Below are 26,642 nucleotides of genomic sequence, written 5' to 3'. Positions count from 1 at the left end.
AAACGCAAATATTAACGTAATAACAATATGTTAAGACCTTAGAAAACTTTTTCCACGTGGTGCCCCAATGGTCAAAAAATCAAAAAATTCAGAGTTCAAAGCGGTGATAAACGACATCGTGCTTATCACCCTCGGCTCTTTCATTTACGCCATTGGAGCCAATGCAATCCTTGCACATCACGAATTCATCACCGGCGGCCTCTACGGTGCGGCAATGCTCACTGCCCGAATCACCGGCATTCTCACCCCCGGGCTGTGGTATCTGATCATCAACATTCCGCTGCTCTACATCAGCTGGAAAACGTTCAGTCACCGTTTCTTTATCTATACGACCTACGGGATTCTTATACAAACATTCTTTCTGGAAATACTGAAGTTAAACTATCCCATCCAGGACCAGCTCTACGCCGCTATTGCCAGTGGGGTTATCACTGGGGTCGGGTGTGGTGTAATCCTGCGTTCACGGGGGTCGGGAGGCGGTCTGGATGTTGTGGCACTCTTCCTGCTGCGTAAATGGAATCTCGGGGTTGGGAAATTCTATATCATGTTTAACATCGCCCTGTTTACTTTCCTTGCCGCCCGCTATACACCGGATATATTGATCTCCTCCATTATTCTCTCTTTCACGTCTTCGATACTGATTGAGCAGGTGTTAACACTCTCAAACGCACGGAAAATTGTCTATATTCTCAGTGAGCATTATGAGCGAATTGTTAAAGTAATTACCCTTGAGATGAAAATGGGTGCCACCCTGATCAACGTCCGGGGTGCTTACTCCGGCCATGACAAACAGATGGTAATGACTATTACCAATAACCTGCAGATGAAGAAACTTGAGGATGTCGTCTTTTCCGAAGATCCTGATGCCCTGTTTATAGCTGAGAACAGTTTTAACGTCATTGGTTCCAGCTTTGGCAAGAGAAAAATGTACTAGTACTCTTAAATACTAACTATTCGTATCCGCAACAAATTCTGGAAACCTGAGATCTGAGATTTCTGAATTTTCACGACCAGAGACAACGCATTAAATGGAAACGTTTGTATCCGAAGATTTAAGCCGCAGGATGCACTCGTTCTTAAAAGACCTCCTGTCTTGTTGAAGAGCGGATGTCTTTTGCTTTTTCCTGCCTCCTGCCGCACTTTTTCCCCCATAAATACAACACCATTTTGTATTTATGGGGGATTGCATCCAGATCTGCACAATCAATACCCGTAAGATACATTTCCACCATCGTAGAGACGACCAATCTGGGCGTCTGTCCTGCTCATCCGCCAATACAAAATGTAAATGATGTAATCCATCGATTAGTATACGCGGCAAGAAGGTACCTCTCTCTTTCCCACCTTTTCCATCACGGACAAAGAGTTGACCTTGTCCAAAATCGATGTCTTGTATTCGAAGGTGAATGCACTCCATAAGGCATATACCTGACCCATAAATTAACCTGATCATTCTTCATAGATGGGTTCCCTTCAGTTAATACTGGGGGGATACACGCACGTACGTTTAGCGCGAACTGGGGGCAATGGACTGATGACTGATCTCAAGGGGCCTGTAGAACCTCACGATAAAGGAAAATCAATCCTGCCTCCGGGGAGATACATCGGCATTTTGAGCAAAAGCCAAAGGGGACAAAAATCTCTCAATCTCTCATTCTTCCATATCTTTAGGATGGCGTTTTTTTCATAAAAAGAGATATATCGTAAAATCCACTGGCAATATGTTTCTTCTGTTGAGGGTGCGTAATGAGAGTATCTCAGAGTCTCACGCACGTGATCCCTCAGTTTAAGCTGAGGGTTTGGCGTGAATTTTGGCTTGTTTTCCATCAGAATTGTGATAATCTCAGATTATATGGGAAAATTGGGAAATAAAGGCAATAACTGGACATTATTTTCCATTTTTCACCTTTAATACCATTTACATTTTGTATTGACCAGAGAACGCAACTGCGTGGACATCTTTTTTGGCGATTACGAATGAGTAATAATTCGTGTTTATCCGTGTCCATTCGTGGTTCCTTTTGCAATTTGTAACCACGAATAGACACGAATTTTCACCAACAGGGTTAGAGAACAATACGTTCCCACTCCAATTTTGAATGCGTAACGTTCAGTAACAGACCCCAGAATTATTAGTAGCAGATACAACCGGCATTGGGCCTCCTTAGGTGGGGCATAACTTAAGAGGAAGGGTATAATACAAGATATAGTAGAAAAAAAAATCCATATATAATATAATATTATGGACTTTTTTCATTTACCCCACTGCCAGACTGTACAGGAATAACTGTAATATGAAATATTTTGTTTTTCTATTTCCAATAATTTTATTTTTGATTTTTCTATATATTAAGCTTGCATTACCGAGTGCATATATACACCTAATTCAAGAAGATTCGCTCATTGAATATGTGCAATCATTTTTTTACTTTCTGGCGTCAATACTCTCCTTTTTTATTTCGGTTACGTTCCTAAGAAACAAAATAACCTTACATGGAATACTATATGTGGTATTAGCAATCGGACTTTTGTTTTCTTCCCTGGAGGAAATAAGTTGGGGACAAAGGCTGTTTGATATAGAGAATCCTGTTTACTTTGAAAAACACAATGTCCAGTGTGAAATATCAATTCATAATTTAGATATTGTCCAGCCCAAACTACATAAAATATATATATTAACGGGGGCATATGGGGCATTTGCATGGATATTTGTACTGCTATTTGTATCGAGAGTAAAAACGAAATGCCTTCATATTGTTAACTTTGTTGTTCCAGATTGGTTTATAAGCTCATATTTCTTCTTTGTTTTTTTTATTTACACCTTATTTGAGTATATTACCAGTCCGTATTCTGAAGAGTTTCTTGTATGGAGAGATCAGGAACCCATGGAATTATTGTTATCACTGGGTTTCTTCTCTTTTTTAGTAATCAATTACATAAAATTACGAGCATGCCTGACAAATACGGTGAGAGCTGAATTCAAGTAATAAGTGCAACACGTTTGCCAGTGATGACTTCCAGCGGGGTTAGCCCTTTTAAGACCTTTCTCGGTGTCAAATTCAACAACAGGACTCCGTTGTCTATTTCTTCTTGAGAAAGTGTTGCTACATCAAATTTTTTTGGCCAGAGTCTTCTGAGTCTGCCATTGGTATTTTCATTTGTTCCTCTCTGCCAGCTTGCGTATGGTTTTGCAAAAAAGATATCGATGGAATGGCGTTTATTGATTTTGGCGTGAGCTGCAAATTCTCTGCCATTGTCCAGAGTCAATGTTTCCTTACGACCCGTAATTGTGTCGAAAAGGCCATTTATAACTGAGGCAACCTCATCCTTGCACTTCGTCTGTGTTCGGGTACAAAGCGTGAAACGACTGGTACGCTCCACAAGGGTAACAAGGAATACATTCTGCCCATAAACGATCTCTCCTTCCCCGTCTCCAATCCGCGTCCTCTCATTTTTCCGCCTGGCCGTCACTGTGACCTGAGCATCGCAGGGCTCATATTTACCTTCAAAAAAGTTACGACGAATTTTACGTGAAATTGTATTCTTAGAACGATTCAGTGTACCAGCAATCCCAGTCTGAGATCTTCCTGTTTGAAGAAAGGCCATGATCTGGTATCTTTCTGAGAGTGTGAGTGCTGGCCACCGATACCTGTTGTGCGCAGCAACCTCCGGTCAGGTTGTGGTGACATAACCATATCGGCAACTCACTTTTTTTTCATATCATGGTGTTGCACGTATTGTACTCATCCAGCAGTCATCAAACAGGAAGATTTTTCCATCTGCTCAGGCCGCAGTGAAGATCGTATTTCCTGCCATTTTCAGGGCCTTTGAATAATTATTTTCTTCCAGCTCTTCTTTTTAATAAAAAAAATACGAAACCTTAGCATGATGTGATAGATTAAGATTGAACTCAAGTCAAAAGAACCTTCTTGCAGGAACACGTCATGAAACAACTCGCTTTCCTCGACTTCGATATACGTCTCCGCCGCATTGATAAAGCAGCCAATCATCTCTTCCCGGTTTGGCAATAATTCCTTGTTTTTGCGAATATTTTTTAACATCTTTCGCGATCATTTTTGCCGATATACAGGGGGATGCATTCATTACAGGTGAGGTATTCCGTGTAAAACTGATAATTTATTGTAATTACGCTAAAAGCTATTACGAAAACGTTCCTGCAAAATTATCGCTGTTTCAATGTGTTAGGAGCAAACAGGGAAGTGATGGCAGCCGATCCACTGGTCAAACTGAAGAATGCCGGGTACTTTGAAACAGCCTGCATTCCTTCATATTCGAGGAGCAGGAGGAATGTATTCAAGGTTCCCTACAGCCATGATTGATATCGGAGTCTGGCGCTTACCTCCAGGGATAATTTTTTGACTGTAACGAAGAAGATGGGCGAAAGACTGGTTATGCAGGGGACTCTGATATTGATCGCGATGGAGCCCCGTGCCTTGAGCGCAGATAATTATATATCTGCCGATTTAATATCAGAAAAACCTTGTGAAAGAGGAATTTTTCATACTTAAAAAATCATATTTTTCTCTTTTCAAAGGAACTTATCTGTTGGTTTTTATGTAAATAATTACATAACATTCCATTCCTAATAACATTTTTCCTTCTCTGGAGAAATGCTAACAATCCGTTCACAAAAGGAGGTCTCGTTTGACTGGTATTGAAGCTATTACACTCCATAATGGATGGGCTATGGCAGTAGTAGGTGCGACGATTGTGATATCCGGGCTTGCTATCCTCGCACTTATTATTTCTCAACTACACAACATTATTGACTTACTGGAAAAGAAAAAAAAAGTTCCCGGCGTAGAAGTTTCTACAGAAATTTTAAAAGAATCGAATTCTGTTGACAAAGGCATTACTAATATCGAATTCACGCTGGAATTATATCAACCTTTATTTGAGGAACTTGATGAACAATTTCAACTCGCCGACCTTTATGAACTTGCCAAAAGAGATAACCTCCCCCATCCCCACATTTCAATTCGGTGTATGTGCGAATCCGGAAATCTCTGTTTTTTAGGTAATGGAACCTTCAGCTTTTTAAAGTGATTTTTTCTTTTTTTGAATATTTTTTGAAGGGGGAACGAATATATGGATCTTCTGGATCTGTTTTCACAGTTTTCTAAAAACACAGGGTTTTTCCTGGTTGATTATCGTAATATAATCATGCTGCTCGTCGGTATTTTATTTGTTTATCTATCCATTGCCAAGAAATATGAACCACTGCTGCTGCTCCCCATCGGCTTTGGTGTTATTGTCGGTAACATCCCTTTTTTCAAAGGTTTTGGCATCGGTATTTATGAGGCAAACAGTGTTCTCCATTATCTCTACTTCGGTGTTACTTCAGGTGTCTACCCCTCGATAGTTTTTCTTGGCCTTGGTGCCATGACCGACTTTTCATTTTTGCTGAGCAATCCTAAACTGATGCTTTTAGGAGCGGCTGCACAGATGGGTATTTTCTTTACTCTGTTAAGCGCCATGGCACTTGGATTCGCCCCTAATGAAGCCTCTTCCATTGCTATGATTGGTGGTGCAGACGGTCCAACCTCCATCTTTCTCACAGCTAAGCTCGCTCCAGAACTCATAGGTCCCATAGCTATTGCTGCCTATTCTTATATGGCATTAATACCCATTATCCAGCCGCCGATCATGAAACTGCTCACCACTAAAAAGGAGCGGGTTATTCACATGGCCGACCTGCGAGAAGTTTCTCAAAAGGAACGATTGATCTTTCCTGTGGTGGGCGTCATCCTCTGCTGTTTCCTGGCACCGGCATCCATTGCATTGCTTGGACCATTCTTCTTTGGTAACCTGATGAAGGAAAGTGCTGTTGTAGAACGCCTTGCCCAGACTGCCCGCACAGCAGTTATTGATACAGCAACGATATTCTTAGGTTTTACGGTTGGTGCAAGTACTCAGGGTGATGTTTTCCTCAACCCTAAATCCATTGGTATTTTTATCCTGGGCGCAGTCGCGTTCAGCATCGCCACCGGATCCGGGATTATCTTTGCCAAAATAATGAACCTGTTTCTCAAACAAAAAATCAACCCGTTACTTGGTGCAGCAGGTGTTTCCGCCGTTCCCGGATCAGCTCGTGAAGTACACATGATGGGATTAAAATCCGACCCGAACAACTACCTTTTAATGCATGCCATGGCCTGCAACTCCTCTGGTGTAATCGGCTCTGCCATCTGTGCAGGTATTTTATGGAGCTTTAATATGAAATAATACCATTCCTATTAAGTTATACTCCGTTTTGTCTCCTGTTTATCCATTCATGGTTACAAACGACAAAAGGAACCACGAATGGACACGGATAAACACGAATTATTACTCATTCGTCATCGCCAAAAAAGATGTCTACGTAGTCGCGTTTTCTGGTTAAGACAAAATGTAAATGGTATAAGTCCATTCTTCACAGGTCTTTACAAAAAAATGTACAAAAAAGTGGCTTTCCATGGTGTGGAAAGCCACTTTTTTGATGTAGACTTCAGCAAATACGAATGGAACCTACAGCTGTCGAGTACACGGCGGCCTTATTTTTTTTATTTCTGAGACCAGGTCTCTCAATACTGAGAGTTACCGGCCTTGACGCTGAAACCTCCTCTGTATCATCTTCGGTAACCATAACTGCTTCAGCTATCTTTGAAAATTTCTTCTCTTCGAGGTTTTCCTTCAGCTTCCAGCACCTCTCCTCCGACACCTTTTTTTCTCCTGCATCGGGCACAAAATCATCTCTTTCATCGAGGGGCTGTTTGAAAATAGCATTCAACCCCTCAAGGGTCTCTACCACCGAGACAAGTTCCCACCCCGCCCTGCCATATTCGTTCAACGAGGTTTCAATTTCATCTTCATCGAGAAAGGTACTGCCAGACAGCCTCTCTTTTTTCATCATGTAGTGAACTGTTTTGTAGCTCCAGCGCATAACTTTTCTCCTTATTCCCCGCTATATTGATCATTGCGAAAAGTTCCTTCCACAACTTTACCGTCGGCCTGTACCAGATGGCCATGCCCGTTGCGGCGACCAAAGCGGAAATCTCCATCGTAGATTGCCCCGCTCGCAGAGCGCAATTCACCCTCCCCATGCGGCAGATCATCAACGAACTCCCCCTTATAAAAGGAACCATCGGCGTAATGCAGTTCGCCCCTCCCCTCGAAGACACCATTTTCAAGCTGACCCGAATAACGACTGCCGTCAGCAAAGCTATAGGTACCGTTACCGGAGAAAAGATCATTATGAAAGTTGCCATCGTAACGTGAACCATCGGGATATGTAAAAATACCCTGTCCCTCTTTGTGGTTGTCGGCGAAATGTCCCTTATAGGTGCGGCCGTCGGCGTGGCGATAGACACCTTGACCCTGCAGATGGCCCTCTTCCAGATCACCGGTATAGACATCGCCACCAGGAAAACGCAGAGTTCCCTGGCCGTCCATCAACCCTTTTTTCACCATTCCCTGATAGCTGCGGCCATCGTTGAATTTCACGCTGACCATGCCGTCCGCCATGGTTCCAGCGATACGATTGCAGATCCGTCCCCAGCGCACCACATAAGGTGCTGTGACGTTCTCATCTTCCACGTCGTCAACCAGCCTGCCATTGAAAACCACATGCTGTTTGCTCTCCGGTTCCCCTGAAGCGGAGGCAGCAGGATTCCCGAAATCACTGCCCTGCATGCCATCTGCGGCAAAATCCTCTTCGACGATACCGCCGTCGTTTTCCACATCACCGGGAGTGACTGACACCCATCCATCACCCTCACGGGAGACATTCTCCACGGCAAACTCATCGCTGTTTTCCGATACGTTCTCCCCGGCAGTCTGCGGCAGGCCCCCTTCCACCTCACCATCATAGACGGTACCGTCGGGCCAGGTGATCTTTCCTCTGCCGCTGGCCAGCCCCTGGATAAACACCCCGGAATATTTGTGTCCGTCGGCGTAGAGAAGAGTCCCTTCACCTTCGTAGATATTATTGACAAACATCCCCTCGTAATGTTCGCCGTTGGCACTGTCGTAGATCCCGTACCCGTGGCGTACCTTGCCTTTGAAATCCCCCTTGTAGTGTGAGCCATCGGGATACTGCCGCTCTCCACTGCCAGCAGGTTTACCATTGCGGAAATTGCCCTGGTACCAGCTTTTATCGGCGTACACGAGTTTGCCTTTCCCGTCGAGCAGGTTGTTGCGAAATTCGCCCTTATACTGACGGCCGTCTGGAGTATTAAGGACCCCGAAACCGTGAAAGCGACCGAAACTGAAATCGCCGTTATACTCCGTTCCGTCTTTGAGGATCATCATTCCGCGCCCATGAATCACCCCCTCCCAAAAATGGCCATTATATTTACGGCCGTCTGGATGGGTGAGTGTTCCTTCGCCGTAAAATCGTCCTGCCTTCAACTCACCGGTATAGAGGGAACCGTTGGGGTATGTGAGAAGCCCCTTGCCATCCATCAAACCGTTGCTGAAATGCCCCTCATATCGGCGACCGTCCCGGGCGACAAACACACCATTACCATTCAGACAGTTCCCCTCGACACAAGCCGCCACAGCCAGACTGACAGAAGCGATATCCAGTGTAAATAATATCCCGCAACCCGCCAGCAGAGCGGCCTTTCCATATTTTAATATTCTCAATGTAATCCTCTCTTTCAGTTCTATTTCGCAGACACTCTTTGCCTGAAGTAAACCCAAAGATATAGAAATATAAGGGAAAAAGCCATTCGTACCCATAAAATTCCAATAAATTTCCCACCAATGGCTGCCATCAGCAGGGTATCTTCAAAAAGGCTGTGACATAAACCAAGCAACAGCATGGAATTAAAGACCTCCTCCCGAGTGAGTCGCCCCGATTGTGCCTCCCGAATAATCAGCGCCCCGCCATAACCAATCCCCATCAACATGCCAACCACAGTGAGCGGCGCAGCGCCGGAGGTCATGCCAAAATGGGGAAGCACGGGAGCAAGCAGGCGCTCAAGAAGGTCAAGCACGCCGAAACGGCGAAGCATCTTCATAACCACGAGGATGCAAAAGATTATGACAATAATAAACAGAATATTCTGTACCTGATCCACCGTCCACGACAGCAGACCACCGTCAGCAACCGGCGCTTTAAAGAGCAGCTGAGGCTGATTCTGCAGCACGTTGAAACGGAGACAGGAAAAAGAGAAGAAAGCTCCATAGGCAAGTGCGGCGAAAAAACGCGTCAGCCCGACAATAAGAGCACTCGCTCCCGCCCGCTTCGCCACCATAAGTTCAACTGGCAGTGAGTGGCAGTAAAGCAGTGCTGAGGCGAGAACAGTAATTTGCGCCGAAGTAAGGTGAAGATCAGGAGCCAGGGACATAAAAACAGCAATGCCACCGTAGAGACTGGTCATCATCGCCGTCCCCCACACCAGCCCCAGCTCACCGGGAAGTCCCATCAATTCCATCAGCGGAGCAAAGAGTGAAGCCAGAGTATGAATCAGTCCCAGCTCTTCAAAAATTTTGGTAATAATTACGACTGGAATGATGATTTTGATCAGTTCGCGGCTGGTCTGCCAGGTCTCTACAGCAAGAGCAGCAAGACGATCACGCAGGGAAGGAATGGCTCCAACAGGGGATATTTCTGACATGGTCACATCGGGAGTGAGTTACGACCTGGCCGGGTTCCAGGTAAAACATCATAATGGTTATAGTATACACAGACGGAAGGCTTCATCAGGGTACCCATTATTCCATTACCCTTCTTCGGAATGCTCCCGCCTGAGGAGAAAGAAACTGCTTTCTCAGGCGAAAACCCGGTCAGTGTTTTCGGTTCTGGGGAAAATCATAAAAGGCAATATGCGCACAGCTTTTTTTTAACGCCGTCGCATCCTTATTTTTTACCTCAAGTGCAGCGACTGCAGAGGTGGGCATCTCGTGCAGAGATTTTCCGCCGAGTTCTTCGGCAAAGTCGCTGAGTCCTGGATTGTGGCCTACAAGCAGAACATTATCGTTCTTTTTCAATTGATCTTTGAGGACCTCGCGCAGCTCCCCGGCCTCTCCGGGGTAGAGCTTTTTTTTCACGATAATATTTTTTTTGTCAATTCCCAGCGCCACAGCCATCCATTTCGCCGTCTTGCGTGCACGCCGGGCAGGACCAGTGATAATGCAGTCCACCTGCACTTTTCTTGCAGCCAGACGTCCGGACATTTCCCGGGCGTCAAGCGTGCCCCGTTTACTGAGGGGACGTTCAATATCTTTCAGTTCCGGGAAGCTCCCGCTTGATTTCGCGTGGCGAACAAGAAATATTTTCTTCATGGTTCTCCTATGAGCGATAATCGGCGTTAATCTTTACATAATCAAGAGAGAAGTCACAGGTGTAAATCTCTGCAAAATCCACCCCCCTCTTCATATTGATGGTCAGGAGAATCTCCTTTTCCTTCAGGACTTCAGCAGCCCCCGCCTCTGACTGACCGCCGACTGCACGACCGTTGCGGGCCAGCTGCACATCGTTGAAGAAGATATCCACCATATTCGGGTCAAAGAGAACACCAGCACGGCCAAGAGCGGCAAGAATACGCCCCCAATTGGCATCTTCCCCGAAAAAGGCTGTCTTCACCAGTGCCGAATTTGCGACCGTACGGGCGAGCACTTCCGCCTCGATCTCACTGCCAGCACTCTCAACCCGTACCGTGATCATCTTGCTGGCCCCTTCACCATCCCTGACAACCTGCAGAGAAAGGTCCTTGAGAATATCCTCAAGGGCTTCGACAAAGGCGGCACCGGCAGGGTTGTCGAGGGTCATTACAGGGGTGTTGCCCGCACAGCCATTGGCCATTATCAGCACCATGTCATTGGTGGAGGTGTCTCCGTCCACAGTGATCCGGTTAAAGGTGCGGCTGTTGGCAAACCGCAATGCCTCCTGCAGCGGAGCAAAATCGATGACCACATCCGTGCAGATGTAGGCCAGCATGGTCGCCATGTTTGGCATGATCATACCCGACCCTTTGGCCACTCCGATCAGAGAGACCTGCTTCCCGTCGAGAATCAGCGTACGCTCTGCAGTCTTCGGCACGGTATCGGTAGTCATAATGGCACGGGCGACATCGTCAAATTTCGTGGGGGAGAGTCCTCCCACCAGCTCATCCATATTCTTTTCGAAGGCCTCCACGTTGAGCGCTTCACCAATAACGCCAGTAGAAGAAAGCAACACCAGACCTTCGTCAATCCCCAGTCGCTCCGCAGCAAGCCGACCGGTGGTCTTCGCCGCTTCCATTCCTTCTTCACCGGTACAGGCGTTGGCACAACCACTGTTGGCGAGGATAGTCTGAGCCTGACCAAGATGCTGCAGTCGCTCCATATCAAGAACCACTGGTGCAGCTTTCACCATGGAGGTGGTAAAAACTCCTGCTGTCACACAGGGAGTCTCAGAATGAATCATAGCCACGTCGAGCCGATCTTTATAACGAACTCCAGCAGCCACTGCTGAAAAGGAAAAACCTTGAATTTTCATTACACACTCCTGAAAGATTCCTGAAATATATGGGAGACTCTGCTCTCTCTTTATTAAATTTCTTAAGATAGCAGGAACATCTTTTTTCAGCCAGCAGAAAGAAGCTGGAACGGGCGAAGCAGCTGGAAATTGCGCAGGGGAGACTGGAGCAAAAATCAGCACAAAAAATTTCTGGTAGCCGAGGTCCCTTGCTGTGTGGTAGTTTTCGAAATTACGTTTCTTTCTTTTGACCCACAAGGATACTATTATAATGGACTCTTTCCTTCCTTTTGAAGGCCCTTTCTATTCGCTGCTGATTCTCGCTGTCGACCTTCTCATCCGCATCGGAATCTCCCTGCGGGTCATCATGCGCAAACGGGCGTGGTCAGTAACGGTCGCCTGGCTGGTGGTTATCCTTTTTATTCCCTTTGCCGGCGGTATCTGCTACCTTCTCTTCGGTGAAAATCGGCTCCCGGGCAAGCGCATTGAACGTGCCAAACTTTCCTACGACACCTACATGTTCTGGTTGCAGGGACTGAAAAACCGTGCGCCGGTCAATATCACCGACATCTCCACGCGTTTCCAGCCCATGCAGCGCCAGGCCGAAGCTCTCGTCGGCATCCCCGCGCTGGGAGGCAACTGCATCGAACTGCTTCCCTCCCCCGAGCTGATTATCAACTCCATCCTCTCCGGGATTGAGTCCGCCACTTCAACCTGTCATCTCGAGTTTTATATCTGGGAAGAAGGCGGCCGCATAGGCGCAGTTAACGACGCCATTATCGCCGCCGCCGACCGCGGAACAGTCTGCCGCATGCTGCTTGATTCCGTAGGCAGCCGTGACTTCCTCAACAGTCGCAAGGCTCGGGAAATGGAAGCGGCGGGGGTACACATTCAGGCATCACTGCCCACTGGAATTCTCTCCGCCTTTTTTTCCAGAGCAGACATTCGAAATCACCGTAAGATCGTGGTCATAGACGGCCACACTGCATGGACCGGAAGTCAGAATATGGTCGATCCCGACTGCTTCAAGAAAGATGCCGGTGTTGGCAATTGGATCGACGTCATGGCCCGGATCACCGGCCCGGTGGTGGAGACTCTCGCCGGGACCTTTTTCTCCGACTGGTTTCTCGAACGCGAACGTCATAACCTGCACTCCTCAGCCATCATGCACGATATCACCAAAGCACAAAAGGCTGGTGATATCCGGGTTCTGGAGGAGACCGGCACGGTGCCAATCCAGTTTGTGCCCTCGGGCCCGGGCCCGGACCCGAACGCCGACACCATCCGTAATCTTCTACTCACCGCCATCTATTCGGCACGAGAATCCATCACCCTTACCACGCCCTATTTCATCCCCGGAGAACCGCTGCTGGTCTCGCTGAAATCAGTGGCAGAGCAGGGCGTGAAGGTTCGTATTATTCTGCCACGGACCAATGACTCCACCATGGTACACTACGCCAGTCGGGCCCGCTGGTCGGAACTGCTCCGCGCGGGGGTAGAGCTGTATCTCTTCTCCGGTGGCCTGCTCCACTCCAAAACCATTACCGTAGACGGGGAGCTGTCGCTCTTCGGCTCGGTCAATCTTGATATGCGCAGTTTCTGGCTCAACTTTGAGGCCACCCTCTTTATCTACAACCGAACCTTCACCGAGCGCCTGCTCGAACTGCAGCAGGGATATCTTGAACAATCGGAACTGCTCACGTGGGAGACATTTCAGAAGCGTGGCACCTTCGAGCGCTTCAAAGAGAATGTCTATCTGCTGGTTTCCCCACTGCTGTAGAAACGACAGGAAATCGTCATGAAAATTTTGCTCCTCGCCGATATCCACAGCAATTTTCCAGCCCTCTCCGCTGTGGGACGGGCATTTGCGCCCGCAACCTTCGAGGCAGTCCTTAACTGCGGGGACAGCCTTGTCTATGCCCCTTTCTATAATGAGACTGTCGAATGGCTGCGTGATCACCACGCCATCTCCATTCTCGGGAATACCGACCGCAAGGTGATAAAACTGCTGAAGGGCAAAGATTTCAAAAAACCATCCAACAAAGAAAAGCGCATGATGTATCTGCGTGCCGCTGAAGAGTTGAACACAAAGAATACAACCTGGCTCCTGGGGTTGAAAAAGGAGAAAAAACTCAAGATCAGCGGCAGAGAGATCGCTCTCTATCACGGCAGCCCGGACGACCCGGATGAATTCCTTTTTAATACCACCCCGGACGCACGTTTCCTGCAGCTCGCGGAGAAAATGCGTCGCAAGGGCATAAGCATAGTGGTCACCGGTCACTCACACACACCCTACGTGAAAAAACTCGGTGGAGTCTGGTTTATCAACCCCGGATCGACAGGGCGCATGTTTGATGGAGATCCAAGATTATCCTGTGCCGTACTGCAACTGACAGGGGCAGAGGTGAGAGTCACCCCGCACCGGCTTGAATATGATGTAGAAGCGGTGGTGAAGAGATTACAGCAGGAAGGATATCCACCTGTCTACAAGGATATGTACCGACTCGGGCGCAAACTGAACTGACTTTTCCCCTGCAGGAATTCTGTTTTTCGTTCCCCACTGGAAAAGAAATAATGGGTTCCCTAATACCATTTACATTTTGTATTGGCGGATTCAAAAGCAGGAGAACGGGAAAAGCAAAAGGTCTTTGTAGAGACGCCCAATTTGGGCGTCTCTACCACTGCTGCTCTTTTTACGAACCAGGGAAAGAGCACAGCAGAATATTTTGCCCGGCCACGTCTTTCGCTTTCCTGCAGTGTAAAAAAAAGTGCAAAACCAGAGAAAATTTTATTATCATTATTATCTGAGATTTCTTTCTGTTCAGTCACAGAGAAATGATTTTATCATTTTTCTCTCTTTTTCAACCCCTCCGGGAGATATTATGAAACAACGTCACATCAGCTACAGAAAAAACAAATCTCTGCACACCCTGCTTATCGCCGGAATTGCCTCCTGCATGCTGTTCGGTTGCAGTACCATTACTCCCGGTGCCGGTGGAACAGCCATCTCCGGAGGGACAGGAGGCTCCACCAGTGTCGGTGCCAACGCCAGCCTTGAACACTGTTCACAGTCTCTCGGGACCATTGCCATCGACGATGGCCGTGACAAGAGCTGGTATGCAGGCTTCTACCGCGCCACAAACGTCACCACCATTGAACCGCTGATCCGTCTTGCCGTACAGCAGTCCAACTGTTTTGTGATAACTTCTGCCGGGAATATCCGCACCGACGACCGCCTGTCAAGAATTACCTCGAAACAGCGCAACTCCGGAGAATATCGAGCAGGCTCCAAACAGCAAAAGGGACAACGGGTCGCCGCAGATTATTACCTTGAACCTTCCATTGTCATTAACAACTCCTCAATCGGCGGGGTTTCTGGAACCGTAGGCGGCGTACTTGACGGAGTCCTTGGCACTCACGGTGTCTTCGGCTCCGTGGGCGGCGGTCTCGATGTTAAATCCTCCGTGGTTACCCTCTCACTGATGGATATTCGCTCTGCAGTACAGATTGCAGCCGCTGAGGGCAGCGCCACCTCCAACAATTATGGTGCAGCCCTCGGCATCTTTGGTCGCAAAGGCGGCGGAGCTTTGTCAGGCTACCAGAGTACCCCTGCGGGAAAAGCTACTGTTGCCGCCTTTCTCGATGCCTACAATACGATGGTACGATCCCTCCGCAACTACAAAGCTCAGAGCGTGAAAGGCGGCCTGGGTACCGGCGGCCTGCTTAACGTAAATTGAGAGGATATCTCGTGAGAAAAATTTTGTTTATTCTGCTGGCGGCGTTATTTCTGCTTACCATCGGCTGTGCTCCGAAGATGGAAACCACCGGTGTGATAACCCACGGAGAAGCAGAATCAGACGGCACAGATTCCATTGCCGCACTGCGTCAACTTGCCGCCACTGACCCGGCTGCAGCCTGCGACCTCGGTCTTGCACTATCTGCGCGGAGACGGCGTTCCCCTGAACTCCTGGAAGGGGATTGAAAGTTTGCGGGCAGCGGCAGAACACGGCGACCTGCAGGCCCAGTCTGCTCTCGGTAAAATCTATCTCTCTGGACTGGAAGAAATGGGTTCCGATCCAATGGAGGCCACCAAATGGCTGCGCCTCGCAGCCGGCCAGGGAGACAAACAGTCCGAAGCGCTGTTGAACAAAGCGGAAGAAGCCCGAAAGAAAGGACTCAATGGCTATGTTGACCCCTCCTTTTATGGCTACAGTTCCCGCTGGTACTGGCACACCCCCTACCGCTACGGTTGGAACAACGGCGTGTGGACAACGCCCTGATTTTCTTCTGCCCCTCTTTCTCGCGTTCTTTGCGGTTACATAGTTTTTTTACCGCGAAAAACGCGAAGAAAGGCAAAAGGAGATCAAGGTAGAAGTCTTCTCCGTCGATAATCATGCGCTTTTGGCGTTCCACAAACGCAAATCCTTTCCCCAGTTCCAAGATGAACAGCTCAAGCTCTCTGAGCAAAGCGTTTTCCAACTCATTTTCCAAATAGCCTTCTTTCAGCCCCAGAAAATCGAAGAAATAGGGATCTTTAAAGTTGCCGCCGAGATGATCAACCTCAGCCAAAGCCAGCCTGGTGTCGGCTATTTCCGAACGCTCAAAAGCCTTGCGTTCTATTTGATTCCTCAACTCCCGTTTGCTCCAGCGTGACTCTCCAGCAGCTGTTCGGGCATAAAAGAGTCGGGCGTCCTCTGACTTCAGGGGGATCAGTATGAGAAAATGAGACCAACTCAATTGTCGTGCCAGCGGAACGACAATCTCAAAATCAGTATGATGTGATAAAATCAAGGTCTCATTTCAACCAAATCCACCTTCTTGCCAGAGGTACATCACGAAACAACTCGGTTTCCTCAATTTCGATAAAAGGGTATCTTTAAGAACCTTGTATCTCGTTCATATTCGAGGTGCAGAAAGAACTTTACCGCAGAACACTTCCTCCATAAATCACCGACGGCGGTCAAATGCAGGCAGCATGAGAAAAAAAACACATCCAATGATCACATCCACTGATAAAAAAATAATCAAAATTCTGCAAAAGGATGGGCGGGCGAGCTATTCCGATATCGCGCAGAATCTTGGTATTACGCCCTCCACAGCAGCGAAACGGGCCAAATATATGCTGGAGCACCGCACGATTACCGTACGGGCCATGCTCAACCCATATAAACTCGGTTTGATTGCCGGGGCTTTTATCGCCATTCGCACTTCCCCGGAGCACAGAGAGAGTCTGCAGGCCTTTCTGAATAAAGAACTCTTCGTCTCCACGATACTCAGCACGCCTGGCCGATTTGATATTTTTTGTCTGATACGCACCCCGAGCTGGGAGGGCCTGCACGACTTTATTTCCAGCAGGCTGGCAACCTGTCCCGGGGTTCTTGATTATGATGTGAACTTTATCAGCAAGACCTTCACACGTTTTCAAATATTCGGCAGGAAGAAGAAATTCGAGAAAACTCCGGATCTCAAAGAGGTGGACTGGCAGATTCTTCACCAGCTTTGCCTGAATGGCAGGCAGAGCAATTCGGATATCGCCGAGAAACTGGACCTTCACGTCTCTACAGTCTCACGGCGGATACAGGAATTCCTCTCGCAGGAATATATCCGCATCCTTCCCCACCCGAATCCAACCAAATTTGACTATGCCTCAAGTGTCGTCGTTCAGGCATGGGTGGACATATCACAGATACAACCGATATGCGAAATGATTGGCAGTTTTGAAGAGGTCTTTATGGTTTTCAGTATCATCAATCGACCGGCGATCATTTTTGGAGTTCATACCGGCAGCAACGATATCACAACTGATCTCATTAACTATTTCCTCAGTGTAGAGGGGTTGAAAGATCCGATTGTCGCACTCTGTTCCCGAGTCATCAAAAGCAACTGCTGGTGGAACATGGGCAGCCTTAACTAATACCTTCCTATTAAATTGTGACCTTACTCAATGCCATTTTCACTTTCTATTGGCGAATTTAAAGGCAGGAAAACGGGAAACAGGCCCTGAGCTTATGCTCAGAGCCTGTTCCCACTCATGGGTTCTTTAACCATTCAAAATTCTAATCGAATTCAAGTAATCGAATTCAAGATTCCATCATACAGCCCTGCCGTGACAATGTTTATACTTCTTCCCGGAACCACAGGGACACGGGGAGTTCCGTCCAATCTTTTCACCATTTCGGCGCACCGTCATCCCGGCGGGGTCTTCTTCGTCAACAGGGCCGGTCTGCTGCAGTCTTTTCGCCTTTTCTTCCTGCTGAAGACGCCGCTCCTCTTCAAGCCGCTCAACCTCATCCTCCGACATTACCTGTACCCGCATGAGTGTAGAGACGATTTGCACCTTCATCTCATCAATCATGACGTCGAACAGTTCATGTCCCTCACGCTTGTATTCGTTGAGGGGATTTTTCTGACCGTAGCCGCGCAGGCCAATCCCCTCTTTCAAGTGGTCCATGGAGAGGAGATGATCTTTCCAGTGGGAATCAACCATCTGCAGCAGGATAAGTTTTTCAAGCTGGCGCTGAGTCTCCTCGCCGTTATGCTCTTCCTGTGCCTTATATTTAGCAGCCACGGCATCCACGATTTTTTCCCGGAACTCCTCAACCTTGAGATCGCTGCGCTCCTCTTCGCTCCACTCGGGAGTGAAGCTGAAATATTCCAGCATCCGCTGACTGAATCCCGGCCAGTCCCAATCCTGCGACTCAATCCTCTCCTGCCCAAACTCGGCTACTGTAAGATTGATCATATATTCCATCATGTCCTGCACAGTAACTTGCACATTGTCACCGTCGAGCACCTCACAGCGCTGTTCATAGATGATCTCACGCTGTTTGTTCATTACATCGTCATACTCCAGCAAATGTTTCCGAATATCGAAGTTGTGCCCTTCCACCTTGCGCTGGGCATTCTCGATAGCGCGGGAGATCATGCTGTGTTCAATCGGCTCGTCCTCCTCCATGCCCAGCTTGTTCATCAGCCCTGAGATACGTCCGGAACCAAAGATACGCAGCAGATCATCTTCAAGAGAGAGGAAAAAACGGGAGGAACCGCGGTCACCCTGACGTCCAGCCCGGCCGCGAAGCTGGTTGTCGATCCGCCGCGACTCATGACGTGAGGTGCCGAGGATATGCAGGCCACCCACTTCACGCACACCTTCGCCAAGTTTGATATCGGTCCCACGCCCCGCCATATTGGTAGCAATGGTCACCTTGCCGAGTTCCCCGGCACCGGCGATGATCTCAGCCTCACGTTCATGGTGTTTGGCATTGAGTACTTCATGGACAATTTTCTCTTTCTGCAGCATCTTCGAGATAAGCTCGGAAATATCAATGGAGATAGTCCCCACCAGAACCGGGCGTCCCAGGGCATGCAGCTCCTTAATCTCACGAACGATGGCCCGATACTTCGCCTGTTGATTCTTGTAGATGACATCGGCATAATCCTCACGGATCATGGGCTGGTTGGTCGGCATGACGGTAACATCAAGCTCATAAATCTTCTTGAACTCCGCCGCCTCAGTATCGGCTGTACCTGTCATCCCGGCCAGCTTGTCATACAGGCGGAAGTAGTTCTGAAAGGTGATGGAGGCAAGCGTCTGATTCTCCTGCTCGATCTTCACATGTTCCTTGGCCTCAAGAGACTGATGCAGCCCGTCGCTGAAACGGCGTCCCTCCATGGTCCGGCCGGTGAATTCATCGACGATCACCACCTGACCATCCTTGACAATATAGTCAACGTCCTTCTGAAAAAGCATGTGCGCCTTAAGCGACTGGTTGAGATGGTGCAATTTCTCGATATTGACGGGATCGTAGAGATTATCCACCTTGAGCAGCTCCTCTCCAAGGGCAATTCCTTCCTCAGTGAGAGAGACAGTGCGTGACTTCTCATCTACTGTATAGTGCTCTTCCTTCTTGAAATTACCCATGACAGCGTTTACCGCCTGATAGGTCTCGGTAGAGATATCCGCCGGACCGGAGATAATCAGTGGCGTACGCGCCTCATCAATGAGAATGGAGTCCACCTCATCGACAATGGCGTAGTTAAACCCGCGCTGGCAGAACTCGGCACGGTCAAACTTCATATTATCACGCAGATAGTCGAAACCGAATTCGTTATTTGTACCGTAGGTGATATCGAAGCCATAGGCCTCCCGGCGGGCGGCATCGTCCATGTCATGAACAATCTTGCCACACCTCATGCCGAGGAAAGTATAGACCTGACTCATCCACTCGGAGTCACGTGCAGCAAGGTAGTCGTTCACCGTCACCACATGCACTCCCCTGCCGGAAAGCCCATTGAGATAAACAGGCAGGGTCGAGGTGAGGGTTTTTCCCTCACCGGTTTTCATTTCAGCGATCTTCCCCTGATGGAGAACGATACCGCCGATAAGCTGCACATCGTAATGACGTTCGCCAATAGCCCGTCGCGCGGCCTCGCGGACGACCGCAAAGGCCTCGGGAAGAAGAGCATCAAGGCTCTCACCTTTTGCCACCCGTTCGCGAAACTCCACAGTTTTCGCGGCAATCGCCGCGTCGTCCAGTGGCAGCAGACTCTCCTCAAGAGAGTTGATCTTTGCAATAATCGGTCTGAGACTTTTGAGATATCGATCATTGCTGCTGCCGAAAATTTTGGTTAATGCACTGGATATCATCTTTTTCCCGTTTTATAGATTAAAAATAAAATATTCCTTGAAAAATGGCGGATTTCATTTGATTTCAGTGTGCGCGAAGAGTCTGCCTCTCAAGGCAGTGAACACATCGAATTGAGAGAGAAAAAAGAGTAGAAATCCTTCAAGGACCTTGCAGAGTTAATCCAAATAACAGCGTTACTATAAGACGTTCTCTGGTTATTTGCCCTTTTTTATTGCTTTATTTTCCACTCGGATATAAGGCGGCGTCTCTTTTTCATTCGCCGTTGAAACCTCGTCGATGATTTGCATTTTCGACAAGTTCATGGTCGAGTGACGCCCGTCTGCTTCACCGGTGAAAACCCGGCCGGAAAGCCAGGACTGCCCTGCCCACACCCCGAAGATAAAAGTCCAGAGGAAGAGACAGAAGAGCACAACAGCAATACCGCTGACGGCTCCCCGACTCACCTCAAATTTCAGCTTAACCTTTTTTTTCCTCCGCGTCGCCATAGGGGCGTTACATCCGTTCCGGCGCTGTCATTCCACAGATATCAAGTCCATTCTTCAAGACCACCTGTACGGCAACAATAAGACCGAGCCGGGCTCTGCTCAGCTCAACATCATCGGTGAGAACCTTGTGTTTGTTGTAGTAACTGTGCAGCAGACCGGCAAAATCCATAAGAAAGAAAATAATCTTGTGCGGTGCCAGTTCCAGCGCGGAGGCTTCAAGTTCTCCGGGAAAAGAAGACATTGCCTTGAGCAGTTTAATTTCTTCAGGCTCAGTGAGGCGGCTCAGATCAAGCCCTGCAGAATTGTCGGCCCCGACAGCACAAACTTCCTTTTCTTCGGCCTGGCGCAGGATGGAGCACAGGCGCGCATGGGCGTACTGAACATAATAGACAGGATTTTCCTGGCTCTCTTTTGTGGCGAGGGCAAGGTCAAACTCCATCTGTGAATCAGCCTTGCGCTGCATAAAGAAGAAGCGCACGGGATCAACCCCCACCTCGTCGAGCAGTTCATCCACAGTGACAAAGTTCGCCTTGCGGGTTGACATCTTCACCTGTTTTCCGTCACGAGTGAGAGTGACAAACTGGTGCAGGACCACGGTCACCTTTTTGGGATCATAGCCCAGTGCCTCTACACCGGACAGGACATCAGGGACGGTTGCGATATGGTCAGAACCGAAGATATCAATCAACCAGTCGAAATTCCGACGAAATTTTTCCCGGTGATAGGCTATGTCCGGCAGGCGATAGGTCGGTTCACCGGTGCTCTTGATAATAACCCGATCCTGTGGCTGGCCCAGCTCCGTCGTTTTGAACCAGGTGGCATCATCCTTTTCGTAGACAAGTCCTTTTTCCCGCAGTTTACTGACCACATCATCAATATGGCCGTTTTCGTAGAGAGAGCGCTCGTTAAAGTAGTTATCAAAGGTAATGCCCATGCGCCCGAGAGTAGCGGAGATATCTTTGAAGATATAGTTTTCCGCCTGTTCTTTGAAAGGATCAACCTCTTTGCAGTCTGCAAGCGAGTCGCCCTTTTCATCCACCAGCGACTGCGCAATTTCTATAATGTATTCTCCCTGATACCCGTCTTCGGGAAAGGTAAACTCGCGATTGATCAACTCAAGGTATCGAGCCCGGGTCGATTCACCAAGCACCCGCATCTGCCGGCCGGCATTGTTGTAATAGTATTCGCGATACACGTTGTGGCCGGTAGCCTCAAGCAGACGGGCGATGGAATCTCCGAGAATCGCCTGCCGGCCATGGCCGATAGAAAGTGGTCCGGTGGGGTTGGCAGAGACAAATTCCACCATAACCCGGCGATCTTTGCCGACCATGCTGTGGCCAAAGCCCTCACCCGCAGCAAGAATCTGCGGAATCATCGCCTGCCAGACCTTCGGCTGAACAGTGATATTCACAAAACCTGGCCCGGCCACGTCCACTTTCGCTATCAGTGTCGTTTCAACCTCCAGTTTCGTGATGAGCTGTGCAGCAATCGCCCGGGGATTCTTCTTCTCAATACCGGCGAGCACCAGCGCAAAGTTGGTGGAGAAATCTCCCTGTCCCTCGTGCTTTGGCTGTTCAACGGTAAATTTTCCGGACCCACTGTCAGACCAGAGTCCTTCCTGCACACCCGCTGTAAAACACTTCTGCAACACATCTTTAAGCTGCTGACGAATCATCGATACTCTTCCTGGATAGTTTGTTAATCAGCTTTACCGGAGGTCCCTGGCAGGGGCCATGAAAAAATGCCTGCTCCCCGGAGGGGCAGACACTGAATTTTCAGATGCCGGTTATTCAGCTGAACTGAAATGTTTGTTCGCGTGGCCGTAAATACAGAGGACTTCATAGCTGATGGTGTCGAGAACCTTCGCCACTTCGTCAGCGCTGATGCACTCTTCACCCTGGCGGCCGAGAAGGACGACCTCATCTCCCACCTTCACCTCCATGTCACTGACATCAAGCATGGAGATATTCATGCAGATACGGCCACATATCTGCACCCGCCGCCCACCAGTCAGCACCTCTCCGCCATTGGAAAGATGACGGTTCAATCCATCTTCATAGCCCACCGGAATAACGGCAATCCTGGTCGGTTTTTCGGTGATGAAAGTTCGCCCGTAGCTGATGGCACTGCCTGCAGGGAAATCCTTCACCTGGATAATCCGGCTGGAGAAACGCATGGCCGGAACAAGCCCGTCGTGGGCTAATCCTGCAGGGTGGCAGCCGTAGAGGGCAATCCCCACCCGAATCATATCACAGTATGCTTCAGGGTGGTTAAACAACGCCCCCGAGTTGGCAATATGCCGGATGACACCGTAACGCTCTTTGAGCCCCGCCGCGACCTTCTTGAATTTCATCAACGCCTCGGCAGTACTGGGGGAACCGGGAATATCGGCCTCGGGAAAATGGCTCATCACTCCGGCAATCTTCAGATGGGGGAATTCTGCCAGTCCCGCAGCAAAGGATTCCACCTCTTCAGGCCACAGTCCGAGACGCCCCATACCGGTATTCACCTTGAGATGAACCTCAAGTTCATCCTTCCGCGCAGCCCCCTCGGCCTCAAGCAGAGCCGCCTGGGCAGAGGTGGAAATAACTGGAGTAAGATCAAAGTCATAGAAGAAAGAGGCGTCTTCATTGCCAAAACAGGTGGTAATGAGAATCATCCCCTCGATTCCAGCCCGGCGCAGTTCTACCCCTTCACAAAGCTCGGCCACACCAAAGCGATGGCAGCCGGCACCGGCGAATGCCCGGGCAGCATAGACCATGCCATGGCCATAGCCATCACCTTTCACCATCGCCATCAACGGGATGTCACCGGCACGCTCTGTAAGAGCGTAATAATTCGCTGCAAGAGCGGCGGCATCAACGGTAATTCGATTAAAACTCTCACCTTTCATTCTCTGTCCCTGTAATGGAAAAATTCGCCCCACGCGCACCGACTGGAGAAGAGCAGCGCCCAGCCAACGGTAAAGTAGATAAAACAGAGGATTATAGTGGGAAGTGGTGAATATTTCAACAGGACACCGGTGACGATCATCCCCACCACCATCAACCAGGTCTTCATGGAATAAACCGCACCAAGCCAGGTGCCCTCTTCGAGGGTATGGATGCGGGCAATAGTACGCCCCGCCGCACGGTCAAGGACATAGCGGGATTTCAACGCCCCCGCAACAAGACCAGCGGTGACCAGGAGCACAACAAAAGTTGTTTCCCCTGAAGCACGGTAGAGTCCCTTGCCAAGGAGCATAAGCCCCACAGAACTCCAGATGACAGCCGAAAGGAGAAGATGGGTGCGGCGACTGGCGCCGGGTTTCCAGGTATATGTGTTCACTGTATTCACGATATCAATAAACGAAAACAGCCCGTGCCCCTGCAAGGGGCAACAGGCCAAAAGAACCGCCCCCTGAAATACAGGGAACCAGTAACGGTGAGAGTTTCTACGGGGCACACTTCACACAGGTTGCACTCTGTTATACTCCCCTTCAGAAACGGAACCAGAACAAAATTTTTTACTTTTTTGGGTTGGTCATGCCTGGCGACTTCGTCAAACATCATTTTTCTTCACGGCAAATCTACACTCTGCCCCCGCCATTTTTTGGAGAAACTTTTCCGATACACGTCAAATTTCTTCTTCTGAAATAATGTACGGCCGAGATTTTGTCAAGAAAATTGGCGAGAAAAAGGATGCAAAAAGGCATACGAACTCTTTGTATTTACGAATAATTTGTATTCCACATGCCTCTACTGACGCTGTCGGCTGCCGTTACCTTTGCCAATAACTCGACAGCTGTTCTATCAGAATTTCCTGTTTGACATATCAGCCCCTGAGATGAAACATAGGGGCTCTTCATTTTAACCTTTCGTTTACCTTACAGATATCGAAGTCTTGTATCCCAATTTCAAGGAGCACAAATGAACTCACCTCACGAAGAGATGTGGAAAAAGCTTGGTCTTAATATTGATTCTCACAATGCCCTGCTGCAGGTCCTTGGCGGGGCCTACGGCGACATTTATCTCAACCAGAAGAATCGCCCGAAGGGGATGGAATATTTCGATTTTGTTCTCAGCGAGATTCACGGCCAGCGAATCCAGGAACTTCTTGATGAACAGGCAGCCGGACGGAAAATAATCGGCTCTTACTGTGTCTTCGTCCCGGAAGAGATCTGCCTGGCGGGCAACGCCAGCCTTGTCGGTCTCTGCTCCGGAGCAGATTTTGCCATGGAAGAGGTGGAAAAGCTGCTGCCCCGCAACACCTGTGCGCTGATTAAATCAACCTTCGGTTTCCGCCTTGGCGAAGTCTGCCCCTATCTTGAAAGCGCAGACATGATCGTGGGTGAAAACACCTGTGACGGAAAGAAAAAGGCCTATGAAACCCTGGGCACTATTCTGCCAAAAAACAATCTTTATGTCATGGACATTCCGCAGATGAAGAGCGTTGAGGGACGCGCTCTGCTGCGCGGGGAGTATGTCCGTTTCATAAAGGCAGTTGAAGAACTGACCGGCGTCACCATTACAGTGGAATCCCTGCGGGAGGGAATCCGCACCGTCAACACCAAACGGGCAGCCATGCACCGCCTGTTGAAACTGCGTGCAGCCGATCCGGCACCGATCTCCGGTCTTGACGCCCTGCTCGCCAATCAGGTCTTTCCTTCTGATAATCCGGCACGTTTCACCGATTCGGTAAACAACCTCTGTGATGAACTGGAAAAACGCATTGAGGCAAAAGAAGGCGCCTTCCCCGCGAAGACCCCGCGTATCCTTATTTCCGGCTGCCCGATGGCGGTTCCGAACTGGAAACTGCCTGCAGTAGTAGAAAGTTCAGGAGCAGTGATTGTCGGGGAAGAGAGCTGCGTCGGCGAACGCAATACCCGCAACCAGATTGATGATTCCGGTACAACCATCGACGAACTTATAGATGCCCTCACCGACCGTTATTTCAAGGTGGACTGCGCCGTCTTCACCCCCAACAATGACCGTCTGCAACATATCAAAGAGATGGTAAAAGCCTATAACGCGGATGGTGTCATCCACTACGGACTGCAGTTCTGTCAGCCCTACCTGATGGAATCCATTCCGGTGGAGAAGGCGCTTGAGGATGCTGAAATCCCCTGTCTGCGGGTAGAGACCGATTACAGTATGGAAGACATGGGCCAGCTCAAGACCCGGGTTGAAGCGTTTATCGAGCAACTGCAATGAGCGGCGGAAAATTCGCGGGAATCGACATCGGTTCCCGCAGCATAGAGTTTGTCATCGTGGACGACAACGGTGTTGTTCTCTGCAGCCAGCAGCGCGACACCGGCTTTGATCCGGTATGTGAAGCCCGGGAGCTGGTTGCACAGTATCCCCATGATCTGCTGATGGCGACCGGCTATGGCCGCAGCCTCTGCGAGGTGGAATTTGACTGCCCCACCGTCACCGAGATCAAGGCCCACGCAAAAGGTGCCCACGCCAGTATCTCAGGTGCCTCTGCCATCCTCGATATCGGCGGCCAGGACAGCAAGGCCATCGCCCTCTATGCCAGTGGCAAGGTGAAGAAATTTGAGATGAATGACCGCTGTGCAGCGGGAACCGGCAAGTTTTTGGAGATCATGGCCACCAACCTCGGTTTTCCGCTGGATACATTCGGCGACGCGGCACTTGAGGCACAGGAAGAAATCAATATTTCCAGCATGTGTACAGTCTTCGCTGAATCAGAGGTAACCTCCCTCATTGCCCGTGGCGCCGACCGCAAAGCGATTGCCCGCGGGCTGCATTATTCTGTGATCCGCCGTGCGGCAGGAATGATCAACCGCATCTCCGACAGTGGGGATATCATTTTTACCGGAGGTGTAGCAAAGAACCGCTGCATGACTACCCTGCTCGCCAAACACCTGCAGCGCAGAGTGCTGATTCCAGAGGACCCGCAGGCGATCGGAGCGCTGGGTGCAGCCCTGCTGGCAATGGAGTCAACGTCGGGATAAATCAAAAAAGTCCTGTAAACATATTGACCTGTTGCCCATCTCAGCGGTAAGTTCCCTGTTGAGACATCTGGGCACCTTGAATAACCAGT

At 49.1% G+C, this 26,642-nt stretch carries 24 protein-coding genes and 2 pseudogenes; 12 read left to right on the top strand and 14 right to left on the bottom strand.

Features of this window, described 5'->3' with window-relative positions:
- Positions 1-67 precede the first annotated feature (67 nt).
- On the top strand, positions 68-934 hold the full coding sequence (locus tag JWG39_RS08770; protein WP_205219015.1) for a YitT family protein: 867 nt from the start codon (positions 68-70) through the stop codon (positions 932-934).
- 629 nt (positions 935-1,563) lie between these two features.
- Here JWG39_RS08770 and JWG39_RS17045 read toward each other — a convergent pair.
- A complete protein-coding gene (locus JWG39_RS17045) occupies positions 1,564-1,827 on the bottom strand; it encodes a phage integrase N-terminal SAM-like domain-containing protein (protein WP_205219014.1) in 264 nt (87 codons plus the stop codon).
- 680 nt (positions 1,828-2,507) lie between these two features.
- Here JWG39_RS17045 and JWG39_RS08760 point away from each other — a divergent pair.
- Entirely contained in the window at positions 2,508-2,987 is a 480-nt protein-coding gene (locus JWG39_RS08760; protein ID WP_205219013.1) for a hypothetical protein, read from the top strand.
- Here JWG39_RS08760 and JWG39_RS08755 read toward each other — a convergent pair.
- A pseudogene (locus JWG39_RS08755) lies at positions 2,980-3,453 on the bottom strand (IS30 family transposase); the annotation flags it as partial. The gene JWG39_RS08760 and the pseudogene JWG39_RS08755 sit on opposite strands and share 8 nt — an antisense overlap.
- Before the next feature lie 72 nt (positions 3,454-3,525).
- Positions 3,526-3,627, bottom strand: a pseudogene (locus JWG39_RS16935) (helix-turn-helix domain-containing protein); the annotation flags it as partial.
- Between the two features lie 1,038 nt (positions 3,628-4,665).
- On the opposite strand from JWG39_RS16935, the gene JWG39_RS08750 reads away from it, so the two are divergent.
- Both JWG39_RS08750 and JWG39_RS08745 read left to right on the top strand, forming a co-directional pair.
- Positions 4,666-5,067, top strand: a complete 402-nt coding sequence (locus JWG39_RS08750; RefSeq protein ID WP_205219012.1) for an OadG family protein — start codon at positions 4,666-4,668, stop codon at positions 5,065-5,067.
- A gap of 42 nt (positions 5,068-5,109) precedes the next feature.
- Positions 5,110-6,246: a sodium ion-translocating decarboxylase subunit beta gene (locus JWG39_RS08745; RefSeq protein ID WP_205219011.1), complete on the top strand. Its 1,137-nt coding sequence runs from the start codon at positions 5,110-5,112 to the stop codon at positions 6,244-6,246.
- A gap of 262 nt (positions 6,247-6,508) precedes the next feature.
- Here the strand turns inward: JWG39_RS08745 and JWG39_RS08740 are convergent, their stop codons facing one another.
- The 5 genes from JWG39_RS08740 to argJ all read right to left on the bottom strand — a co-directional run bounded on the left by JWG39_RS08740 (position 6,509) and on the right by argJ (position 11,485).
- Complete coding sequence (locus JWG39_RS08740; protein ID WP_205219010.1) at positions 6,509-6,943, bottom strand: DUF4177 domain-containing protein; 435 nt, start codon at positions 6,941-6,943, stop codon at positions 6,509-6,511.
- Between the two features lie 11 nt (positions 6,944-6,954).
- The gene (locus JWG39_RS08735) at positions 6,955-8,646 is read right to left on the bottom strand and encodes an MORN repeat-containing protein (protein ID WP_205219009.1); all 1,692 of its coding nucleotides are present in this window, start codon (positions 8,644-8,646) and stop codon (positions 6,955-6,957) included.
- A gap of 20 nt (positions 8,647-8,666) precedes the next feature.
- On the bottom strand, positions 8,667-9,623 hold the full coding sequence (locus tag JWG39_RS08730) for a nucleoside recognition domain-containing protein (protein WP_205219008.1): 957 nt from the start codon (positions 9,621-9,623) through the stop codon (positions 8,667-8,669).
- A gap of 169 nt (positions 9,624-9,792) precedes the next feature.
- Entirely contained in the window at positions 9,793-10,290 is a 498-nt protein-coding gene (locus JWG39_RS08725) for a SixA phosphatase family protein (RefSeq protein ID WP_205219007.1), read from the bottom strand.
- Positions 10,291-10,297: 7 nt separating this feature from the next.
- Positions 10,298-11,485 (bottom strand): bifunctional glutamate N-acetyltransferase/amino-acid acetyltransferase ArgJ, encoded by a 1,188-nt coding sequence (gene argJ, locus JWG39_RS08720; protein WP_205219006.1) that lies wholly within the window; start codon positions 11,483-11,485, stop codon positions 10,298-10,300.
- A gap of 250 nt (positions 11,486-11,735) precedes the next feature.
- Between argJ and cls the strand changes: the two genes are divergently transcribed.
- The 5 genes from cls to JWG39_RS08695 all read left to right on the top strand — a co-directional run bounded on the left by cls (position 11,736) and on the right by JWG39_RS08695 (position 15,744).
- Positions 11,736-13,244 carry a cardiolipin synthase gene (gene cls, locus JWG39_RS08715; RefSeq protein WP_205219005.1) on the top strand — a complete coding sequence of 503 codons (1,509 nt, stop codon included), beginning with the start codon at positions 11,736-11,738 and terminating at the stop codon, positions 13,242-13,244.
- 18 nt (positions 13,245-13,262) lie between these two features.
- Complete coding sequence (locus JWG39_RS08710) at positions 13,263-13,988, top strand: metallophosphoesterase family protein (protein WP_205219004.1); 726 nt, start codon at positions 13,263-13,265, stop codon at positions 13,986-13,988.
- A 358-nt stretch (positions 13,989-14,346) separates the two neighbouring features.
- Entirely contained in the window at positions 14,347-15,201 is an 855-nt protein-coding gene (locus tag JWG39_RS08705; protein ID WP_205219003.1) for a peptidoglycan-binding protein, read from the top strand.
- Positions 15,202-15,212: 11 nt separating this feature from the next.
- Positions 15,213-15,446: a hypothetical protein gene (locus JWG39_RS08700; protein WP_205219002.1), complete on the top strand. Its 234-nt coding sequence runs from the start codon at positions 15,213-15,215 to the stop codon at positions 15,444-15,446.
- Complete coding sequence (locus tag JWG39_RS08695) at positions 15,394-15,744, top strand: tetratricopeptide repeat protein (RefSeq protein ID WP_205219001.1); 351 nt, start codon at positions 15,394-15,396, stop codon at positions 15,742-15,744. The genes JWG39_RS08700 and JWG39_RS08695 overlap by 53 nt, the downstream gene beginning before the upstream one ends.
- On the opposite strand, the gene JWG39_RS17040 is transcribed toward JWG39_RS08695, so the two are convergent.
- The gene (locus JWG39_RS17040; RefSeq protein WP_369130597.1) at positions 15,641-16,201 is read right to left on the bottom strand and encodes a PDDEXK nuclease domain-containing protein; all 561 of its coding nucleotides are present in this window, start codon (positions 16,199-16,201) and stop codon (positions 15,641-15,643) included. The two genes, JWG39_RS08695 and JWG39_RS17040, sit on opposite strands and share 104 nt — an antisense overlap.
- 238 nt (positions 16,202-16,439) lie before the next feature.
- Between JWG39_RS17040 and JWG39_RS08685 the strand changes: the two genes are divergently transcribed.
- The gene (locus JWG39_RS08685) at positions 16,440-17,378 is read left to right on the top strand and encodes an Lrp/AsnC family transcriptional regulator (protein WP_205218999.1); all 939 of its coding nucleotides are present in this window, start codon (positions 16,440-16,442) and stop codon (positions 17,376-17,378) included.
- 177 nt (positions 17,379-17,555) lie between these two features.
- Here the strand turns inward: JWG39_RS08685 and secA are convergent, their stop codons facing one another.
- From secA to JWG39_RS08660, 5 genes are all read right to left on the bottom strand, one after another.
- Positions 17,556-20,111 (bottom strand): preprotein translocase subunit SecA, encoded by a 2,556-nt coding sequence (gene secA, locus JWG39_RS08680; RefSeq protein WP_240192058.1) that lies wholly within the window; start codon positions 20,109-20,111, stop codon positions 17,556-17,558.
- A 195-nt stretch (positions 20,112-20,306) separates the two neighbouring features.
- Positions 20,307-20,597 (bottom strand): hypothetical protein, encoded by a 291-nt coding sequence (locus JWG39_RS08675; protein WP_205218998.1) that lies wholly within the window; start codon positions 20,595-20,597, stop codon positions 20,307-20,309.
- 7 nt (positions 20,598-20,604) lie between these two features.
- On the bottom strand, positions 20,605-22,272 hold the full coding sequence (gene argS / locus JWG39_RS08670) for an arginine--tRNA ligase (RefSeq protein ID WP_205218997.1): 1,668 nt from the start codon (positions 22,270-22,272) through the stop codon (positions 20,605-20,607).
- 111 nt (positions 22,273-22,383) lie between these two features.
- Positions 22,384-23,490, bottom strand: a complete 1,107-nt coding sequence (gene alr, locus JWG39_RS08665) for an alanine racemase (protein ID WP_205218996.1) — start codon at positions 23,488-23,490, stop codon at positions 22,384-22,386.
- Positions 23,487-23,924: a hypothetical protein gene (locus tag JWG39_RS08660; RefSeq protein WP_205218995.1), complete on the bottom strand. Its 438-nt coding sequence runs from the start codon at positions 23,922-23,924 to the stop codon at positions 23,487-23,489. The genes alr and JWG39_RS08660 overlap by 4 nt, the downstream gene beginning before the upstream one ends.
- A 581-nt stretch (positions 23,925-24,505) precedes the next feature.
- On the opposite strand from JWG39_RS08660, the gene JWG39_RS08655 reads away from it, so the two are divergent.
- Positions 24,506-25,789: a double-cubane-cluster-containing anaerobic reductase gene (locus JWG39_RS08655; RefSeq protein ID WP_205218994.1), complete on the top strand. Its 1,284-nt coding sequence runs from the start codon at positions 24,506-24,508 to the stop codon at positions 25,787-25,789.
- Positions 25,786-26,553: an acyl-CoA dehydratase activase gene (locus tag JWG39_RS08650; protein WP_205218993.1), complete on the top strand. Its 768-nt coding sequence runs from the start codon at positions 25,786-25,788 to the stop codon at positions 26,551-26,553. Before JWG39_RS08655 ends, JWG39_RS08650 begins: the two co-directional genes overlap by 4 nt.
- The last annotated feature ends 89 nt before the right edge of the window (positions 26,554-26,642 follow it).

Source organism: Desulforhopalus vacuolatus, assembly GCF_016918505.1.
Lineage (GTDB): Bacteria > Desulfobacterota > Desulfobulbia > Desulfobulbales > Desulfocapsaceae > Desulforhopalus > Desulforhopalus vacuolatus.
Note: the sequence above shows the minus strand (reverse complement) of the source record. Positions and strands in the feature narration are given on the sequence as shown.

Bases quoted from the DNA above. Each gene is read 5' to 3' on its own strand.
- JWG39_RS08675 (WP_205218998.1), bottom strand. From the start codon at position 20,597: ATGGCGACGCGGAGGAAAAAAAAGGTTAAGCTGAAATTTGAGGTGAGT.
- cls (WP_205219005.1), top strand. From the start codon at position 11,736: ATGGACTCTTTCCTTCCTTTTGAAGGCCCTTTCTATTCGCTGCTGATT.
- secA (WP_240192058.1), bottom strand. From the start codon at position 20,111: ATGATATCCAGTGCATTAACCAAAATTTTCGGCAGCAGCAATGATCGA.
- JWG39_RS08770 (WP_205219015.1), top strand. From the start codon at position 68: ATGGTCAAAAAATCAAAAAATTCAGAGTTCAAAGCGGTGATAAACGAC.
- JWG39_RS08710 (WP_205219004.1), top strand. From the start codon at position 13,263: ATGAAAATTTTGCTCCTCGCCGATATCCACAGCAATTTTCCAGCCCTC.
- argS (WP_205218997.1), bottom strand. From the start codon at position 22,272: ATGATTCGTCAGCAGCTTAAAGATGTGTTGCAGAAGTGTTTTACAGCG.
- JWG39_RS08655 (WP_205218994.1), top strand. From the start codon at position 24,506: ATGAACTCACCTCACGAAGAGATGTGGAAAAAGCTTGGTCTTAATATT.
- JWG39_RS17045 (WP_205219014.1), bottom strand. From the start codon at position 1,827: ATGGAAAACAAGCCAAAATTCACGCCAAACCCTCAGCTTAAACTGAGG.
- JWG39_RS08650 (WP_205218993.1), top strand. From the start codon at position 25,786: ATGAGCGGCGGAAAATTCGCGGGAATCGACATCGGTTCCCGCAGCATA.
- argJ (WP_205219006.1), bottom strand. From the start codon at position 11,485: ATGAAAATTCAAGGTTTTTCCTTTTCAGCAGTGGCTGCTGGAGTTCGT.
- JWG39_RS08705 (WP_205219003.1), top strand. From the start codon at position 14,347: ATGAAACAACGTCACATCAGCTACAGAAAAAACAAATCTCTGCACACC.
- JWG39_RS08745 (WP_205219011.1), top strand. From the start codon at position 5,110: ATGGATCTTCTGGATCTGTTTTCACAGTTTTCTAAAAACACAGGGTTT.
- JWG39_RS08725 (WP_205219007.1), bottom strand. From the start codon at position 10,290: ATGAAGAAAATATTTCTTGTTCGCCACGCGAAATCAAGCGGGAGCTTC.
- JWG39_RS08730 (WP_205219008.1), bottom strand. From the start codon at position 9,623: ATGTCAGAAATATCCCCTGTTGGAGCCATTCCTTCCCTGCGTGATCGT.
- JWG39_RS08740 (WP_205219010.1), bottom strand. From the start codon at position 6,943: ATGCGCTGGAGCTACAAAACAGTTCACTACATGATGAAAAAAGAGAGG.
- alr (WP_205218996.1), bottom strand. From the start codon at position 23,490: ATGAAAGGTGAGAGTTTTAATCGAATTACCGTTGATGCCGCCGCTCTT.
- JWG39_RS08685 (WP_205218999.1), top strand. From the start codon at position 16,440: ATGAGAAAAAAAACACATCCAATGATCACATCCACTGATAAAAAAATA.